Raw genomic sequence first — 16663 nt, 5'->3', positions numbered from 1 at the left:
ACCTCGGGCGCATTAGAGTGGCACCGATTGACTGGGATTAGTCTTGGTTGTGCTCTGCGAGTTGAACAAAGAATTGATTGATAAAGTGTTGTGGTGCGCGCGTAAAACTCCAGAGGCAGTGTTCGCGCAATGTTCCGAAGGGTCGGAAAGCTGTCTAGCTTAACTAAATCATCGGCGGCAAAACCGCGCCAGACGTGGCCGGAAAAATGAGCATTTTTGTTAGGAAAACTGTCTTAAGTTGCTGATTTTTAAGGCTTGTGCGCGAGAAGGTTACGGAGCCTTACGGAAGTGGCGTTCCAGTAGCAAAGGATTATCCGGTGGGCCTTTGCGGGCTCCGCCGGAGTGCGCCTCAGTCTTCAGGGTAGTCATCAAAGACAGGAGGACCAAGATCCAGTGTTATCAGGTAGCGCTCGTCGGCTGGATGGTCTTCGGACCGAAAGCAGCGGATATTGAGCGAGACTTGATACTTGTTGCCGGCCTGCCAATAGCTCGTTGGAGCAGAGCACTTTCGAATCTCGGCTCGACTGGCCGGCGTGTCTCCGATAGGCTGGCTTCGCGCTGCCCGAAATGGCCTCCACCCTCCCCGTCGAAGCTGATCCTGTAAGTTGATGAGGATTGCCATCGCGTTATCGAGGGACAAAGCCGCGATTTGCGGGGATAGTGTCACGGAATCGACCTTGCCGTTGCTGTCGTAATGTACCGCGAGGAATTTCGCCGCAGGAGTGACAAAACCATATTGGGGGTCGACGAAGCGCAATCGAGCGGGGCGGCTCACGTGGCCACCCCAGTTTGCGTTGGGCTCGATAGTTGGCAAGATCGAGCGGGACTGCTGTTGTACCTGCTCGTATGGTTCACCTAGTGCAAGCACAACTTCGTCGCCTGGCCGCGCCGTCGCGGCGATAACTAATATGACGGTAAGTCCAAACCCCACGCAAGCAAGGTGCCGGTGCCAACGGAATCTCCTGATTGCCATCAGCGGCCTCCATGCGCTATGAGGAACAGGGAATTTTCCACAAAATGCCGCTGTATCGGATCATGCAGGAGTTCATCGAACCGCTGAGCAGCGCGTTGAACGAACGCCATTCGTTGGTCGCCATCCGCGAGATTGGCCAAGGGCTGCTTGCTGAATATTTCGTATTTCGCGTTGGCGCCCGTGACTGTGCACTGATTGGCAAGAGTTAGCTGGATCTCCCGCGCCGAACCGGTTGGAATATTCAATGCCCACGCGAACTGGTTGGCTCGCATGAGCAGAGCGAAGGTCGGATCGTCGTACATGGCCGGTTGCAGGATGTTTATCTGTTCATGCCAAGCCATCAATTCGACGCTTTTACTAATATTTCCGGCGTCGATCGCTTCGAATGCCTGCGCAACATGGGGCCTGGTAACGCCGAACGGAACACTCTTGGAGATTGGCCACGTAACAGATCCCTCTAAAAGTTGACGCTCTCGATGACACCTCTTAAGCCGCTGCAAGCCGAACTTCTTGTAGAACATGTGCAGCGGCCATATATCGAGAAACAATGACGTATTGCCCTTGGCCAGCATCTGATACACCTTCTCCGCGCCGAGGCCGTTTGCCTGATCCGGGATCGGCATTCGGGGTGATCCATAAGGTGCCATTCGTTCGAGCGGGGAGCTTTGTCTTTCCCATTGCCGATAGGCGTCACGCTCCCGGTTTGACTTGCTGATGAGCTCCGCTGCGTTAAGCAAGCCGCAACCGACCTGTTTGGATGCGAACGCGGCCAACCCTGCCCACTGAAAGCGCCTGTCATCTAGCCACAATTGCGCGTAGGCCGCATTGATGTGCCGGTTACGGACAACCGGGTTGTCAGAGGATGCGATCTCCTCGGCCTTCTTCTGATAGAAGCGCCAACAGGTGATGCAATCCTGTTTGTCGTCTTCCGCGCGCTTCTTTGCCGCGGCTTCCTCCTCTTTCCAGTTTGGGTAACAAATCGAACACCTTGAGTTATCGCATTTCGGCATGAACCTGACTCGTTGTTGTTGGTCTCGTTTTCGTGGCGTGCACTATTAACGCGGCCGTAAACGTATCAGATATTCAGGAATCCTTGTTTATGAGATAGTGCGGCTTATTTCAATATATGGGGATCGTGCTGAGCAATACGGGTGGACTCGGCGCGGCCATGGTCTTCGAACGCAATGAAATTCCAACGACTGCCGCTTAACGCTAACAGCCATTCGTCAGGTCGCGTAGGCGGCGACGGTATACTTATGGGCTTAGGATCTTCTACGTTTCCAAAGGAAAGCCCATGAGCACTTTGCCCGCCTGTCCGCAATGCCAGTCCGAGTTCACCTACGAGGAAGGCGGATTGTTTGTCTGTCCGGAGTGTGCTCACGAGTGGTCGTCCGAAACAGGCGTGCACGCCGAAGCGGCTGCAAAGGTCTATCGGGATTCGGCCGGCAATGTTCTCCAGGACGGCGATACTGTCACAGTCATCAAGGACCTGAAACTGAAAGGTTCTAGCGGCGTGATCAAAATGGGAACCAAGGTCAAGAACATTCGACTGGTCGATGGCGACCACGACATCGATTGCAAGATCGACGGTTTCGGCGCGATGAGCCTGAAATCCGAGTTCGTTCGAAAGGTCTGACCTATTGGAGACATCGACGGGCTGCCGCTAGCGAAAACACTCTAGAACTGCCCAAAGCCCGTCAACCCAATCAGGCTCCCCGCAGCGAGCAGCCATAACGGATGAATGCGCGTCTTGAACGCCAGCACCGCACATACGGCAGTAATCACCCACGCAATCAACGTCGTATCCGACGCATGCGCGATCAACGCCGCACTCGCTGCGACCAGCCCCGCCGTTACCGGCACCAATCCCGCTTGCGCCCAGCGCCGCCACGGGCGGTCCTTGAAGCGCTCCCATGCCTTGAGCGCGAGGATCGTCACAATCGATGACGGGCCGAACTTGGCCACCGAACTCACCAGCATCCCCGCCCATCCGGCCACGTGCCAGCCGACCAGTGTCACGACCATCAGGTTCGGGCCGGGTGCGGCCTGCGCCAGCGCGAAGAGCGCGCTGAACTCGCTGGCCGGCATCCAGTGATGCACCTCGACCACCTGGCGCTGCATCTCCGGCAAGATCGTGTTGCCACCGCCGAAAGCGAGCAGCGACAACTGGCTGAAAATGATGGCGAGTGAAATGAGGGTGTCGTTCATCGTGCGGTTCTCGAAGCGAGGTAGATGCTGAGCGGCGTGAGGACGAGCATGGTGGGCAGCAGCGGAAAGCGCAGTAGCGCGATCGCCACGAAGCCTAGCGCGGCGATGATCGCCGCGACCGGCTTGCGCCACAGCGGCAGCACGATCTTTACGGCCATCGAGATCAGCAGCCCTGCGGCAGCGGCCGCGAGTCCCGCAAACAGATGACGGATGTGCGGATCGTTCTGCGTGTGCTCGTACAACACGCCCAAGCCGATCACTACCAGCGACGGCCCCGCAATCAACCCGAGCAAGCCCGCCAGTGCGCCGGGCAACCCGCGAAAGCGCATGCCGATCGCCACCGAAAGGTTGATTACATTGCCGCCCGGCAGGAACTGGCACAGGCCCAGCAGATCGGTAAAGTCCGAGGCGCTGAGCCAGCGGCGCTGTTCGACGATCGCGCGCCGCGCCAGCGGCAAGGCCCCGCCAAACGAGATCAGGCCGAGGCCCAGAAAGCCGCTGAAAATCTCGCTGACGGTGGGCGGGGCCGCGAGGCCGGCTTCGGCGGAGGAGAGGTTTTGATCCATGTGGTTGGCTATTTTGTCCATCCTGCGGAGGTTAACGCCGTTTCGCCTGCGGGCAAAACGATTTTTCGGGCGCCTCCTTGTGATCTAGAATCACAAGCATGGCTAGAAATCTTCCACCCTTTCCGGCGCTACGCGCCTTCGAAGTCGCGGCGCGGCATGACAGCTTCACTGCTGCCGCGAACGAATTGCATGTGACGCACGGTGCAATTAGCCGCCAGGTTGCCGCCTTCGAGGCGTGGGTCGGCGTGCAGGTGTTTCACCGCATCGGCAAGCGCGTGCGGCTGACCGACGACGGCCGCCGCTATCTGGCAACCGTTCAGGCCGCGTTCGACAGTATTGCCCTCGCGACTAACCAGCTACGCGACACCGGCGTGGTGCATGTGCTGCGCGTCAACGCGCTGCCTACGTTCGCGATGAAGTGGCTGCTGCCGCGGCTCAACCAGTTTCAGCGCAAGATGCCCAATGTGGAACTGCGGCTGTCCACCTCGAACGCGCCCGTCGAGATGCTGGAAGGCTATGACGTGGCGGTCAGGCGTGGGCCGGCGCATTGGCCGAATTGCGTAAGCGGACATTTTCTTGACGAAAGCGAACTGCCGGTGTGCAGTCCCGCGCTATTGCAGCGTTCGCCAATCAAGGTGGCCGACGATCTCGCGCGGCACGTGCTGCTGCATTCGGATACCCGGCCGGACGCGTGGCGCAACTGGCTGATGGCGGCGGGCGTGAAGGCGAAATGCCGCAAGAAGCAGTCTTTCGATCACTTCTATCTGGCGTTGCAAGCGGCCGTGGATGGACTGGGCGTCGCGCTCGGACCACTGCCGATGCTCGCCGATGAACTGGCTTCGGGCCGGCTCGTGACGCCGCTCGAAGGTCCGCGCCTCGATGCGCGCGGCTATTGGTGGGTTGCGCGGCGCGAAGTCGCGCAGGCGCCGCTGGTCGAGCAGTTTTGCCGTTGGCTGCAGGAGCAAGGCGACCAGGAGGACGAGGCCGGGCACGCATGAGCGGCCGCGGGGCCTTCGCCGTCCTTACAGAGGTATAGCCGCCGGGCAGCAGCATGCCGCCCGACGCTTGTCACCCCATGTTACAGATAGAACATCCGGTCTTCGTCGGACTTCACCGGATGCGGCTCTGCTTCCTCACGGTCCTCGTAGAACTTCAGGACCGCTTCGAGCACCTGGTCCGGATCGTCGATCACCTGCATCAGGTTCATGTCGTCCGGATTGATGAGGCCCATCGGCAGGAGCGACTCCTTGAACCAGCCGAGCAGGCCTTTCCAGAACTCGCCGCCTACCAGAATGATCGGAACATGGCGCGACTTCTTGGTCTGGATCAGCGTGAGCACTTCGGCCAGTTCGTCCAGCGTGCCGAAGCCGCCGGGCATCACGATCACCGCATCCGAGTTCTTCACGAACGTGACCTTGCGCGTGAAGAAGTGGCGGAAGCGCAGCGAGATGTCCTGCCACTGGTTGCCCGATTGCTCGTGCGGCAGCTCGATGTTCAGGCCCACCGACGGCGCCTTGCCGGCATGCGCGCCCTTATTGGCCGCTTCCATGATGCCGGGGCCGCCGCCGGAGATCACCGCAAAGCCCGCGTCGGACAGCTTGCGCGCAATCTGCGTGGCAAGTTTGTAGTAAGGCGAGGCCGGTTTCAGGCGCGCCGAACCGTAGATGCTGACAGCCGGGCGAATCTCCGAGAGGTACTCGGTCGCCTCAATAAACTCTGCCATAATCGTGAACATCTGCCACGATGCGCGGGCCTTCTTGGCTGTCGCGCGTTCTTGATCTGCGAGCGATCGCAGACTCGGAATCACTTTTCTCTTTGTCATAATGCCTGAAGAACGAGTCCTGGAAACTAAGCTGGGAACTGAGCTGGAAGGAAAGACCCTGCTATTGGTCGACGGTTCGAGCTATCTGTACCGGGCCTACCATGCGATGCCTGATCTGCGCGGACCCGATGGCGGACCTACGGGTGCGCTGTACGGGATCATCAACATGCTGCGGCGCATGCGCAAGGAAGTCACAGCAGAGTATAGCGCGTGCGTGTTCGACGCCAAGGGCAAAACGTTTCGCGACGACTGGTACCCGGACTATAAGGCCAACCGCCCGTCCATGCCCGAAGACCTGGCGCGGCAGATCGAACCGATCCACGTTGCGGTGCGCGCGCTTGGCTGGCCGTTGCTGATGATCGACGGCGTCGAAGCTGACGACGTGATCGGCACGTTGAGCACGGCGGCTGAAAAGCGCGGCATGAACGTGATCGTCTCGACCGGCGACAAGGACCTGGCGCAGCTCGTGACGGACCGCGTCACGCTGATCAACACCATGACCAACGAGACGCTCGACCGCGCCGGCGTGCTGGCCAAGTTCGGCGTGCCGCCGGAGCGGATCGTCGATTATCTGTCGTTGATCGGCGATACCGTCGACAACGTGCCCGGCGTCGAAAAGTGTGGTCCCAAGACGGCGATCAAGTGGCTGACGCAGTATGAGACGCTCGACGGCATCGTCGCTCATGCCGATGAGATCAAAGGCGCTGTAGGCGACAACCTGCGCCGCGCGCTGGATTTCCTGCCCATGGCGCGCAAGCTCGTGACCGTGGAGACGGCCTGCGATTTGACGCCGCATCTCACGTCTATTGAAGAGAGCCTCGTCACGCGTCCCGAAGCGCGCGAAGAACTGCGGGATATCTTCACGCAGCACGGCTTCAAGACCTGGCTGCGTGAGGTCGAAGCGGCCGAGGTCATGGAAGGTCCTGGCGCCGCCGAGGACGTCGCACCCGTGATCGACGGCGAGCGTCGTTACGACACCGTGCAGACCTGGGAGCAGTTCGACACGTGGCTCGCAAAGATCACCGCGGCTGAACTGACCGCCTTCGATACCGAGACCACCTCGCTCGATCCGATGACGGCGCAACTGGTGGGCATTTCGCTGGCCGTCGAGGCTAACTCCGCAGCCTATATTCCGGTCGGGCACCGCGGGCCGGATCACCCGGTGCAATTGCCGCGCGACGAAGTGCTCGCGAAGTTGAAGCCGTGGCTCGAAAGCGCCGGCCACAAGAAGGTCGGCCAGCACATGAAGTACGACGAGCAGGTGCTGGCGAACTATGGCATCGAAATGAACGGCATCGAGCACGACACGCTGCTGCAGTCGTATGTGCTCGAATCGCATCGCACGCATGACATGGACAGCCTCGCGCTGCGCCATCTCGGCATCAAGACGATCAAGTACGAAGAGGTGGCGGGCAAGGGAGCGGGGCAGATCGGCTTCGACGAAGTCGCGCTCGAACAGGCCGCCGAATACGCAGCCGAAGACGCGGATATCACCTTGCGTCTGCATCAGGCCATGTATCCGCAGGTCGCGGCGGAGGCGGGCCTGAAGCGCGTCTATAGCGAGATCGAGATTCCCACCTCGCGCGTGTTGCGCAAGATGGAGCGTAACGGCGTGCTGATCGACGCTGAGAAGCTGCGCCAGCAGAGCAATGAAATCGCGGCGCGCTTGATCGAGCTGGAAACCGAGGCCTACGTGCTGGCCGAGGGCGAATTCAATCTCGGCTCGCCGAAACAGATCGGGCAGATCTTCTTCGAGAAGCTGCAATTGCCGGTGGTCAAGAAGACGCCGAGCGGTGCGCCCTCGACCGATGAAGAAGTGCTGCAGAAGCTCGCCGAAGATTATCCGCTGCCGAAGTTGCTGCTCGAACACCGTGGCCTCTCGAAGCTGAAGTCCACGTACACCGACAAGCTGCCGCGCATGGTGAACGCGCAGACAGGCCGCGTGCATACCAATTATGCGCAGGCTGTGGCGGTCACCGGGCGGCTCGCTTCGAACGATCCGAACCTGCAGAACATCCCCGTGCGCACGCCGGAAGGCCGCCGCATCCGCGAGGCGTTCATTGCGCCGCCGGGTCACAAGCTCGTTTCCGCGGATTACTCGCAGATCGAACTGCGCATCATGGCTCACATCTCCGGTGATGCTTCGCTGCTGCGTTCTTTCGCGCAGGGCGAGGACATTCACCGCGCCACCGCCGCCGAGATCTTCGGCGTCACGCCGCTTGAAGTCTCGAGCGACCAGCGGCGCGTCGCCAAGGTGATCAACTTCGGTCTGATCTACGGCATGAGCGCATTCGGTCTCGCCGCCAACCTCGGCATTACGCGCGATGCGGCGAAGCTTTATATCGACCGCTACTTCGCGCGCTATCCCGGCGTCGCCAGCTACATGGACGAAACCCGCGCGAGCGCGAAAGCCAAGGGCTACGTCGAAACCGTGTTCGGCCGCCGCCTGTGGCTGCCGGAAATCAACGGCGGCAACGGGCCGCGCCGTCAGGCTGCCGAGCGCGCTGCAATTAATGCGCCGATGCAGGGCACCGCCGCCGATCTGATCAAGCTGTCGATGATCGCCGTGCAGAACTGGCTCGAAGTCTCGAAGATCGGTACGCGCATGATCATGCAGGTGCACGACGAACTGATCCTCGAAGTGCCGGATGGCGAACTGTCCGAGGTGCGCAAGCGCCTGCCTGAACTGATGTGCGGCGTGGCTGCGCTGAAGGTGCCACTGGTCGCCGAAGTCGGCGCCGGCGCCAACTGGGAGGAGGCGCATTAGGCCACACTGCGGGACGCCTGAACTCCCGCGATATCGTCGTGCGCATGTCACACATGCGCTCTGATGACTTGTGGCAAGCCGTGCTGCTCGCGGACAATCACTGACAGACGGCCCGACGGGGTGACGTGGGCCGTCTCGACGCATAACCGATCGGCAAACACGGAGAACTACGATGCATCGTTTTATCGTCGTTGGTGGGGGTGCGGGCGGGCTGGAACTGGCGACGCGTCTCGGCGATCGCTATGCCCCACACAAGAATAAAGGGGCGGTGAGTGCGCAGGTCACGCTCGTCGATCGCTATCCGACCCATATCTGGAAGCCGTTGCTGCACGAAGTGGCCGCCGGCAGCATGGACCCGTTCACGCAGGAACTCGAATATGCCGCGCAGGCGCGCTGGCATGGCTTCGAGTTTCAGCAGGGCGAGCTGACGGGTCTGGACCGGGCGGCCAAGCGCATTACGCTCGCTCCGGTGATCGACGACGACGGTGCGGAACTGCTGCCGCAACGCGAGTTGGATTACGACACGCTGGTGATAGCCATCGGCAGTACGACGCATTTCTTCGGCGTCAAAGGCGCGCCGGAATACTCGCTGGCGCTCGATACGGTCAGCCAGGCAGAGCGCTTTCGCAAACGCCTGATCGCGGCCTGCATGCGCGCCGAGCATCAGGTGCATGAGCCGGTGGAGTCGACGCCCGATGCGTCGATTCCGTCGACGGAACCGCGCATCCAGGTGGCGATTGTTGGCGGCGGCGCGACGGGCGTCGAATTGTCTGCGGAATTGCGCAATACCGCCCAGGTGTTGTCCGCGTATGGGCTGCACAAGCTCGACCCGCGCCATGACGTGGGCATTGTCCTGATCGAAGCGGGGCCACGGATCTTGCCGGCATTGCAGGAGCGCGTGTCGACCGCGACCGCGGAATTGCTGACGAAGCTGGGTGTCAAGCTGATGACCGGCGAAACGGTTGCCGAAGTCGCGCCGGGCGTGGTGCGGACCGCCAGCGGCAAGGCGATCCGCGCTGACCTGACGGTATGGGCGGCGGGCATCAAGGCGCCGGCGATCCTCTCGCAGCTCGACGGCCTGCCGGTTAACCGGCTCGGTCAATTGACGGTGCGCCGTACGCTGCAGACCGAGATCGACGACAACGTGTTCGCGCTAGGCGATTGCGCCGCCTGCCCGTGGCCGGGCAACGAGCGCAACGTGCCGCCGCGTGCCCAGGCAGCGCACCAGCAGGCGAGCTTCCTGCTGAAGGCGCTGGCCGCACGGCTCGACAATCAGCCGCTGCCGGAGTTCACCTATCGCGACTTCGGCTCGCTGGTGTCGCTCGGGCATTTCAGTGCGGTGGGCAATCTGATGGGCGGGGTGATCGGCGGCAACATGCTGATCGAAGGTCTCTTTGCGCGCTTTATGTATATGTCGTTGTACCGGCTGCATATTGCCGCGCTGCACGGCTACGCCCGGATGGTGCTCGATACCTTCGCGCATTGGCTGCGCCGCACGACGCTACCGCGCGTCAAGCTGCACTGAGGGTTGGCCGTAGCGGTGAGCTTCTGCAGCAGGATGCGCGCAAGCGTATCCTGTTGCCTTCTGTTTCGTCGTTCACCGCCGATCACTGCCCTTCACTCAAGGAGTGCCGCATGCTGAAACCCGAAGTCGACAGCCTGGTCCCGCACGTGCCGTTCAATCGACGTAAGTTCATCAAGGCCGCGCTCGGCAGCGGATTCGCCGCCGCCGTGTTGCCGGTGTCCGCCCAGACCATCCATACCGACAGCGAAGGCCTCGAAGCCGGCGAAGTCGCCGTGCATTCCGGCGACACGCTCGTGCCGGCTTACCGCGCACAACCGGCAGGCAAGACGCACCTGCCGGTGATCATCGTCGTGCACGAGGTTTTTGGCGTGCACGAGCATATTGCCGACGTCTGCCGGCGCTTTGCCAAGCTCGGCTATCTGGCGATTGCGCCGGATCTCTATGTCCGGGAAGGCGATGCGTCGGTGTATCCGACGATCCAGCAGTTGGACGAGCACCTGGTCAGCAAGGTGCCCGACGAGCAGGTGATGGCGGATCTCGATGCCACCGTCGCCTGGGCAGGTGCGAATGGCGGCGACCTGAACCGCCTGGGCGTCAACGGCTTTTGCTGGGGTGGGCGGATTACATGGCTTTACGCCGAGCACAATCCGCGCTTGAAAGCGGCGGTGGCGTGGTATGGGCGGGTGGCAGGCGATCATACGGCGATGACGCCGGCTAACCCGATTGACCGCGTGGCCGATCTGCATGCGCCGGTGCTGGGCCTTTACGGACTACAGGACCAAAGCATCCCGCAGGACACGCTCGCGCAGATGAAGCAGGCGATTGCGCAGGGCCCGCAGGCTGGGCGTGGCTCGCAGTTCGTTGTCTATGACGATGCGGGCCACGCGTTCTTTGCAGACTACCGGCCGAGCTATAAGAAGGCCGATGCCGAAAACGGCTGGCGCCGTGCGCTGGTCTGGTTCAAGCAGCACGGCGTGGCTTAGGAGGGGCTGCTATCCGCTGCGGCGGGTGCGCCCGCCGCCTGGGCATCCTTACGGATTCGGCCCGGTCGCAACCGGCCGCGCCGGATCTGAACTCCATTCGCTCCACGATCCCGCGTAAAGCGCTGCGCCGTGCAGGCCGGCAACTTCCATCGCCAAGGCGTTTACGCAGGCTGTCACGCCCGAGCCGCATTGCAGCACGACGTGATCCGGTGCGATGCCCGGCAGCAGCGCCTGGAATTCTTCGCGCAACGAATGGGCCGGCTTGAAGCGGCCGTCGGCCGTGAGGTTGTCCTTGAAGAAGCGATTCAAGGCACCCGGGATGTGCCCGCCCACCGCGTCGAGAGTTTCGTTCTCGCCGCGATAGCGATCCGCGGCCCGTGCATCGACTACCACCCGCTCGTGCGTGCTGAGGTTGCGCACCACCGCCTGGACGTCGAACGTTACCGCGAGCGGCGCACCCGCCTTGAAGTCACCGGCGCTGTGCGGCGCAACATCCTGCGTCAGCGGATGCCCCGCGGCTTGCCAGGCCTGCAGCCCGCCGTCGAGCACGGCCACTGCGTCGTGGCCGAGCCACCGCAACAGCCACCATGCACGTGCGGCATACATGCCGCCTTGCGCATCATAGGCAACGACCTGCTGGCCCTGCTTGAGGCCGCGCGCGGCCAATGCGGCGACCAGCGTGGCGCGCTCCGGCAAGGGATGACGGCCATTGGTGCCGGTCTTCGGGCCGGACAGGTCGCGGTCCAGATGCAGATATTGCGCACCCGGCACATGGCCAGCCGCGTAGGCTTTTTCGCCGGCTTCGGGATCGGCCAGATCGAAGCGGCAATCAATCACAAAGACGCTGCCCGGTGCAGCGGTGAGCCGTTCCGCGAGATTCGTCGCGGAGATCAGCGTGGTGTAGTGAGTGTGTGGCATGACGGCTCCGGTTCCATGCAAGATAGTTGCGAAACGGGTGGCTTCGGCGCGGCTTGAAGCCAACTTTTCGCAAGCCCAAGCCGTTCAACCGAATCATGTTCTAAGTCTAAACAAAAAAAGACGGGCCGAAGCCCGTCTTTCCATGATTGCTGCCAGCACGCGTGCTGGCTGGTGGCGCTGCCGCTCAGATCGTGCCGAGTTCACGCCGCAGGAACTCGTGGAAGTGTTGCATGCCGTCTTCCATCGGGCTCTGATACGGACCGACCTGCGACTCGCCGCGCTCCATCAGCGCACGGCGGCCAGCGTCCATGCGCTCGGCGATTTCGTCGTCTTCACGAGCCGTTTCCATATAGGCGGCGCGCTCGGCCTCGATGAACTCACGCTCGAACAGCGCGATTTCCTCGGGGTAATAGAACTCCACCACATTGGTGGTTTTCTGCGGACCGCGCGGAATCAGCCATGACACGACCAGCACGTGCGGGTACCACTCGATCATGAGGCCCGGGTAGTACACCATCCAGATTGCGCCGAACTCGGGGGCCTTGCCCTCGCGGAAGCGCAGCACCTGCTCGTGCCACTTGCGGTACGTCGGGCTGCCCGGCTGCTCTAGGCCCTTATGGACCCCGACCGTCTGCACGCTGTACCACTCGCCGAATTCCCACGTCAGGTTGTCGCACGACACGAAACTGCCGAGCCCCGGGTGGAACGGCGCAACGTGGTAGTCCTCGAGATAGACCTCGATAAACGACTTCCAGTTGTAGTTGCACTCGTGGACCTCGACGTGATCGAACATGAAATTCGAGAAGTCGAAGTGCTGCTTGGTGCCCAGACGTGCAAGGTCGTGCGCAACGTTGCGTCCCTGGGCTTCGAACAGCAGCCCTTGCCAGTTTTGCAGCGGCGTGGCGCCGAGATTCAGGCAGGGGTTGTCAGCAAAATGCGGTGCACCGAGAAGCTGGCCGTTCAGATCGTACGTCCAGCGGTGCAGCGGGCAGACGATATTCTCCGCCTGGCCGCGGCCGTTAAGCATGATGGCTTGCCGGTGGCGGCACACGTTCGACAACAGCTCAACTTGTGACTGTTTGTTACGGACGAGTACACGCCCCTCGCTCTCGCTGGGCAAGGCAAAATAATCCCCCGCATCCGGCACCATGAGTTCGTGCCCGATGTAGCGAGGACCTTTCTTGAAAAGGGTTTCGATTTCGCGCGTTAAAAGCGCTTCGTCAAAGTAAGCCGTGACTGGCAGCTGGCTGTGAACAGACCGCAACTGCAATGCATTGCTCAGATTGGACATTCCCACTCCCGATGAAGACGTGAAAGCAGTGAACAACCCAACCATCGAAGATTCGATTTAGGGAGCCCGCGATTATACCCGTTTCCCCCTCCTTGGGGCGACTAAGTGTCTGATTTGGGTCAAAATTGTGAAGATGGTTCACTCTTCTCGTGCGAGCAAAAAGGATTTTTTTCTGTCAGTCTCTGGGTGGGCCGTAAGGCAAGCAGGTGGGGCAGGGGACGGCGAGCGGATCGGATTTGTCGCTTTTGCCGTAGAATGTCCGACTTGTTTTAATTTTGCGACCATTCATGGCGAAGACCGCATCGAAAGAACCCGCTGCAACGCCCGAGGGCGCCGACAGCGCCCCGCTGCCCGAGAACTATGAAGCGGCGCTGGCGGAACTGGAAGGGCTCGTTGCGCGGATGGAAGGCGGCAGTCTGAGCCTGGAGGAATCGCTGTCTGCGTACCGGCGCGGCGCGACCCTCGTGACGTTTTGCCAGCAACAACTGGAAAAGGTCGAGCAGCAGGTGCGGGTCCTCGATGGCGAGACCCTCAAGCCGCTGCCCATGAGTGGCGCAGGCACAGCCGCGACAGAGAGCGGGGACGACCTATGACTTTCGAACAATGGATGCACTCGGTACTCGAGCGCGTCGAGACGGCACTCGAACACTATTTGCCGGCGCCTTCCGTTGAACCGGCGCAACTGCACGAGGCCATGCGCTACGCGGTGCTGGGCGGCGGCAAGCGGGTCCGCCCGTTGCTGTGCCATGCGGCAGGGGAACTGACGGGCGCACGCGTCGAATGCCTTGATGCGGCGGCAGCGGCGCTGGAGATGATCCACGTCTACTCGCTGGTGCATGACGACATGCCGTGCATGGACGACGATGCGCTGCGTCGCGGCAAGCCCACGGTGCATGTTAAGTATGATGAACCGACCGCGCTACTGGTCGGCGACGCGCTGCAATCTCAAGCTTTCGTCGCGCTGACAGCCGACGTACTGGCGCCTGCGCAACAAGCGGCGCTGGTGCGGGAACTGGCGCTGGCGAGCGGTTCGATCGGCATGGCTGGGGGCCAGGCCATCGATCTGGCGAGCGTTGGTCACACGCTGACGCGGCCGCAACTCGAAACGATGCACCGCATGAAGACCGGCGCGCTGCTGCGCGCTTCGGTCCGCATGGGGGCACTGGCGGGCGAAGCGCCGGGCGCGGACGCAATGCGTTCGCTCGACGCCTACGCAGCCGCTGTGGGCCTCGCGTTTCAGGTCGTAGACGATATTCTCGACGTCACGACCGATTCCGCGACGCTCGGCAAAACGGCAGGCAAAGACGCGAAGGACGGCAAGCCGACCTACGTGTCGATCATCGGGCTCGAAGCGTCGCGCGAACTCGCAGCGCAACTGCGCGCCGATGCCCACGCTGCGCTCGCGCCGTTTGGCGCGCGTGCGCAGCGTCTTGCCGAACTGGCCGACCTGGTGGTGAACCGGGTTAGCTGAACGCGAAAGCCCGCCGCCGCGCATTCGCCACGATGAATGCGTGAATGAAGTGCGGGCGCGTAAGTTTTCCTACAATGGAACGACGATGTACGACTTGCTGAAAACCATCGACGACCCGGCAGCCTTGCGCCGCCTCGATCGCCGCCAGTTGCAACCGCTTGCAGACGAGTTGCGTGCCTTCGTGCTCGACAGCGTCTCGCAGACGGGTGGACACCTCTCGTCCAACCTTGGCACGGTCGAACTGACGATTGCGCTGCATTACGTGTTCGACACGCCGCGCGACCGGATCGTCTGGGATGTCGGCCATCAGACCTACCCGCACAAGATCCTGACCGGCCGCCGCGACCAGATGCACACGCTGCGCCAGTACGGCGGCATCTCCGGTTTTCCGCGCCGCGACGAGTCGGAGTACGACACTTTCGGCACGGCCCACTCCAGCACCTCGATTTCCGCTGCGCTCGGCATGGCGATCGCCAGCAAGCTGCAGGGCGAAAACCGCATGGGCATCGCCGTGATCGGCGATGGTGCGATGACGGCCGGCATGGCCTTCGAGGCGATGAACAACGCCGGTGTCGAAGACGACGTCCCGTTGCTGGTCATCCTCAACGACAACGACATGTCGATTTCGCCGCCGGTGGGCGCGTTGAATCGCCATCTGGCGCGTCTGATGTCGGGCCGCTTCTACGCTGCGGCGCGTGCCGGCGTGGAGCGCGTGCTGCGCGTCGCGCCGCCGATGCTCGATCTCGCCCGCAAGCTCGAAGAGCACGCGAAGGGCATGATCGTGCCGGCTACGCTGTTCGAAGAGTTTGGCTTTAACTACATTGGCCCGATCGACGGTCACGATCTCGATTCGCTGATCCCGACGCTGCAGAACATCAAGGAGCTGCGTGGCCCGCAATTCCTGCACGTCGTGACCAAGAAGGGGCAGGGCTACAAGCTGGCTGAGGCCGATCCGGTGCTCTACCACGGCCCGGGCAAGTTCAATCCGGCTGAAGGCATCAAACCTTCCACCACGCCGTCGAAGAAAACGTACACGCAAGTGTTCGGCGAATGGTTGTGCGACGCGGCTGAACTTGATTCGCGTGTCGTCGGCATTACGCCGGCCATGCGGGAAGGCTCGGGCATGGTGGAGTTCGAGAAGCGCTTCCCGGATCGTTATTTCGACGTCGGCATTGCCGAGCAGCACGCGGTGACATTCGCGGGCGGTCTCGCCGCGGATGGCATGAAGCCGGTCGTGGCGATCTACTCCACTTTCCTGCAGCGCGCGTATGACCAGTTGATCCACGACGTCGCCCTGCAGAACCTGCCGGTGGTCTTCGCAATCGACCGCGCGGGCCTGGTCGGCGCGGACGGCGCGACCCACGCGGGCGCGTACGATCTGGCGTTCCTGCGTTGCATCCCGAACATGACGGTGATGGCCGCTTCGGACGAAAACGAGTGCCGTCAGATGTTGTACACGGCGCTGCAGCAGCCGAACCCGACGGCGGTGCGCTATCCGCGCGGCGCGGGCACGGGCGTGGCAACGGTCAAGCAGATGGTCGCGCTTCCGCTCGGCAAGGGTGAAGTGCGTCGCGAAACCGCGCAGCCGGCCGGCAAGCGCATCGCGATTCTGGCATTCGGCACGATGGTGGCGCCCTCGCTGGCCGCTGCGGAGCAACTGGACGCCACCGTGGCGAACATGCGCTTCGTCAAGCCGCTTGATGCCGAGCTGGTACGCGAACTGGCAGAAACTCACGATTACCTCGTCACGGTCGAAGAAGGCTGCGTGATGGGCGGTGCGGGTTCGGCCTGCGTCGAAGCCCTGCTTGCCAGTGGGGTTATGCGTCCCGTACTACAATTGGGCCTCCCTGATCGCTTCATCGATCATGGGGATCCGGCCAAGCTGCTCGCAGAGTGTGGTCTGGACGGCGCGGGCATTGCCAAATCGATTCGCGAACGCTTCCTCGATCACGCCACCGGCGCCGCGGGCAAGTCGGTCAAGCGCGTCGCCTAAGCAAGCCGGCGAGCGAGTCGTGGGACCGGCCGGGCGCCGAGGTTTGCCGGCGCTATCGTGGCTATAGCAATCTCCAACTTGAGTCGATGGGCCTTCGGGCCCATCATGCAACGCCGGCTGAAGCCGGCGTTCGCCGTTGTGTAGGC

At 62.0% G+C, this 16663-nt stretch carries 15 protein-coding genes; 8 read left to right on the top strand and 7 right to left on the bottom strand.

Annotated features, from left to right (window positions below; all coding sequences use genetic code 11):
- Window positions 1-349: 349 nt before the first annotated feature.
- Entirely contained in the window at window positions 350-973 is a 624-nt protein-coding gene (locus AC1ECK_RS26260) for a flagellar biosynthesis sigma factor (RefSeq protein ID WP_480324335.1), read from the bottom strand.
- On the bottom strand, window positions 973-1983 hold the full coding sequence (locus AC1ECK_RS26255; RefSeq protein ID WP_480324334.1) for a DUF2515 family protein: 1011 nt from the start codon (window positions 1981-1983) through the stop codon (window positions 973-975). Before AC1ECK_RS26255 ends, AC1ECK_RS26260 begins: the two co-directional genes overlap by 1 nt.
- Before the next feature lie 284 nt (window positions 1984-2267).
- Here AC1ECK_RS26255 and AC1ECK_RS26250 point away from each other — a divergent pair, with 284 nt between their 5' ends.
- Entirely contained in the window at window positions 2268-2609 is a 342-nt protein-coding gene (locus AC1ECK_RS26250; protein ID WP_480324333.1) for a zinc ribbon domain-containing protein YjdM, read from the top strand.
- 41 nt (window positions 2610-2650) lie between these two features.
- Here AC1ECK_RS26250 and AC1ECK_RS26245 read toward each other — a convergent pair whose 3' ends face one another.
- Together AC1ECK_RS26245 and AC1ECK_RS26240 are read right to left on the bottom strand one after the other, a co-directional pair.
- Window positions 2651-3181 (bottom strand): chromate transporter, encoded by a 531-nt coding sequence (locus tag AC1ECK_RS26245; protein ID WP_480324332.1) that lies wholly within the window; start codon window positions 3179-3181, stop codon window positions 2651-2653.
- Window positions 3178-3747, bottom strand: coding sequence for a chromate transporter (locus AC1ECK_RS26240; protein ID WP_480324330.1), 570 nt, complete (start codon window positions 3745-3747; stop codon window positions 3178-3180). The genes AC1ECK_RS26245 and AC1ECK_RS26240 overlap by 4 nt, the downstream gene beginning before the upstream one ends.
- Window positions 3748-3845: 98 nt before the next feature.
- Between AC1ECK_RS26240 and AC1ECK_RS26235 the strand changes: the two genes are divergently transcribed.
- Window positions 3846-4745, top strand: a complete 900-nt coding sequence (locus AC1ECK_RS26235) for a transcriptional regulator GcvA (protein ID WP_480324328.1) — start codon at window positions 3846-3848, stop codon at window positions 4743-4745.
- Window positions 4746-4825: 80 nt separating this feature from the next.
- On the opposite strand, the gene AC1ECK_RS26230 is transcribed toward AC1ECK_RS26235, so the two are convergent.
- Window positions 4826-5569, bottom strand: coding sequence for an LOG family protein (locus AC1ECK_RS26230; RefSeq protein WP_480324326.1), 744 nt, complete (start codon window positions 5567-5569; stop codon window positions 4826-4828).
- A 1-nt stretch (window position 5570) separates the two neighbouring features.
- Here AC1ECK_RS26230 and polA point away from each other — a divergent pair, with 1 nt between their 5' ends.
- From polA to AC1ECK_RS26215, 3 genes are all read left to right on the top strand, one after another.
- Window positions 5571-8336 carry a DNA polymerase I gene (polA, locus tag AC1ECK_RS26225; RefSeq protein ID WP_480324324.1) on the top strand — a complete coding sequence of 922 codons (2766 nt, stop codon included), beginning with the start codon at window positions 5571-5573 and terminating at the stop codon, window positions 8334-8336.
- 172 nt (window positions 8337-8508) lie between these two features.
- On the top strand, window positions 8509-9861 hold the full coding sequence (locus AC1ECK_RS26220) for an NAD(P)/FAD-dependent oxidoreductase (RefSeq protein WP_480324322.1): 1353 nt from the start codon (window positions 8509-8511) through the stop codon (window positions 9859-9861).
- A gap of 110 nt (window positions 9862-9971) precedes the next feature.
- Complete coding sequence (locus AC1ECK_RS26215) at window positions 9972-10844, top strand: dienelactone hydrolase family protein (RefSeq protein WP_480324320.1); 873 nt, start codon at window positions 9972-9974, stop codon at window positions 10842-10844.
- 48 nt (window positions 10845-10892) lie between these two features.
- Here AC1ECK_RS26215 and AC1ECK_RS26210 read toward each other — a convergent pair whose 3' ends face one another.
- Together AC1ECK_RS26210 and AC1ECK_RS26205 are read right to left on the bottom strand one after the other, a co-directional pair.
- Complete coding sequence (locus tag AC1ECK_RS26210; RefSeq protein ID WP_480324318.1) at window positions 10893-11762, bottom strand: sulfurtransferase; 870 nt, start codon at window positions 11760-11762, stop codon at window positions 10893-10895.
- A gap of 184 nt (window positions 11763-11946) precedes the next feature.
- The gene (locus AC1ECK_RS26205; protein WP_480324316.1) at window positions 11947-13053 is read right to left on the bottom strand and encodes an aromatic ring-hydroxylating oxygenase subunit alpha; all 1107 of its coding nucleotides are present in this window, start codon (window positions 13051-13053) and stop codon (window positions 11947-11949) included.
- Window positions 13054-13340: 287 nt separating this feature from the next.
- Between AC1ECK_RS26205 and AC1ECK_RS26200 the strand changes: the two genes are divergently transcribed.
- The 3 genes from AC1ECK_RS26200 (at window position 13341) to dxs (ending at window position 16517) form a co-directional block, all read left to right on the top strand.
- Window positions 13341-13646 (top strand): exodeoxyribonuclease VII small subunit, encoded by a 306-nt coding sequence (locus tag AC1ECK_RS26200; protein ID WP_480324314.1) that lies wholly within the window; start codon window positions 13341-13343, stop codon window positions 13644-13646.
- The gene (locus AC1ECK_RS26195; protein WP_480324312.1) at window positions 13643-14524 is read left to right on the top strand and encodes a polyprenyl synthetase family protein; all 882 of its coding nucleotides are present in this window, start codon (window positions 13643-13645) and stop codon (window positions 14522-14524) included. Before AC1ECK_RS26200 ends, AC1ECK_RS26195 begins: the two co-directional genes overlap by 4 nt.
- A gap of 85 nt (window positions 14525-14609) precedes the next feature.
- Window positions 14610-16517, top strand: a complete 1908-nt coding sequence (gene dxs, locus AC1ECK_RS26190; protein WP_480324310.1) for a 1-deoxy-D-xylulose-5-phosphate synthase — start codon at window positions 14610-14612, stop codon at window positions 16515-16517.
- The last annotated feature ends 146 nt before the right edge of the window (window positions 16518-16663 follow it).

It is taken from the genome of Paraburkholderia sp. SSBN10T, from assembly GCF_056619545.1.
Note: the sequence above shows the minus strand (reverse complement) of the source record. Positions and strands in the feature narration are given on the sequence as shown.

Bases quoted from the DNA above. Each gene is read 5' to 3' on its own strand.
- AC1ECK_RS26260 (WP_480324335.1), bottom strand. From the start codon at position 973: ATGGCAATCAGGAGATTCCGTTGGCACCGGCACCTTGCTTGCGTGGGG.
- AC1ECK_RS26255 (WP_480324334.1), bottom strand. From the start codon at position 1,983: ATGCCGAAATGCGATAACTCAAGGTGTTCGATTTGTTACCCAAACTGG.
- AC1ECK_RS26250 (WP_480324333.1), top strand. From the start codon at position 2,268: ATGAGCACTTTGCCCGCCTGTCCGCAATGCCAGTCCGAGTTCACCTAC.
- AC1ECK_RS26245 (WP_480324332.1), bottom strand. From the start codon at position 3,181: ATGAACGACACCCTCATTTCACTCGCCATCATTTTCAGCCAGTTGTCG.
- AC1ECK_RS26240 (WP_480324330.1), bottom strand. From the start codon at position 3,747: ATGGATCAAAACCTCTCCTCCGCCGAAGCCGGCCTCGCGGCCCCGCCC.
- AC1ECK_RS26235 (WP_480324328.1), top strand. From the start codon at position 3,846: ATGGCTAGAAATCTTCCACCCTTTCCGGCGCTACGCGCCTTCGAAGTC.
- AC1ECK_RS26230 (WP_480324326.1), bottom strand. From the start codon at position 5,569: ATGACAAAGAGAAAAGTGATTCCGAGTCTGCGATCGCTCGCAGATCAA.
- polA (WP_480324324.1), top strand. From the start codon at position 5,571: ATGCCTGAAGAACGAGTCCTGGAAACTAAGCTGGGAACTGAGCTGGAA.
- AC1ECK_RS26220 (WP_480324322.1), top strand. From the start codon at position 8,509: ATGCATCGTTTTATCGTCGTTGGTGGGGGTGCGGGCGGGCTGGAACTG.
- AC1ECK_RS26215 (WP_480324320.1), top strand. From the start codon at position 9,972: ATGCTGAAACCCGAAGTCGACAGCCTGGTCCCGCACGTGCCGTTCAAT.
- AC1ECK_RS26210 (WP_480324318.1), bottom strand. From the start codon at position 11,762: ATGCCACACACTCACTACACCACGCTGATCTCCGCGACGAATCTCGCG.
- AC1ECK_RS26205 (WP_480324316.1), bottom strand. From the start codon at position 13,053: ATGTCCAATCTGAGCAATGCATTGCAGTTGCGGTCTGTTCACAGCCAG.
- AC1ECK_RS26200 (WP_480324314.1), top strand. From the start codon at position 13,341: ATGGCGAAGACCGCATCGAAAGAACCCGCTGCAACGCCCGAGGGCGCC.
- AC1ECK_RS26195 (WP_480324312.1), top strand. From the start codon at position 13,643: ATGACTTTCGAACAATGGATGCACTCGGTACTCGAGCGCGTCGAGACG.
- dxs (WP_480324310.1), top strand. From the start codon at position 14,610: ATGTACGACTTGCTGAAAACCATCGACGACCCGGCAGCCTTGCGCCGC.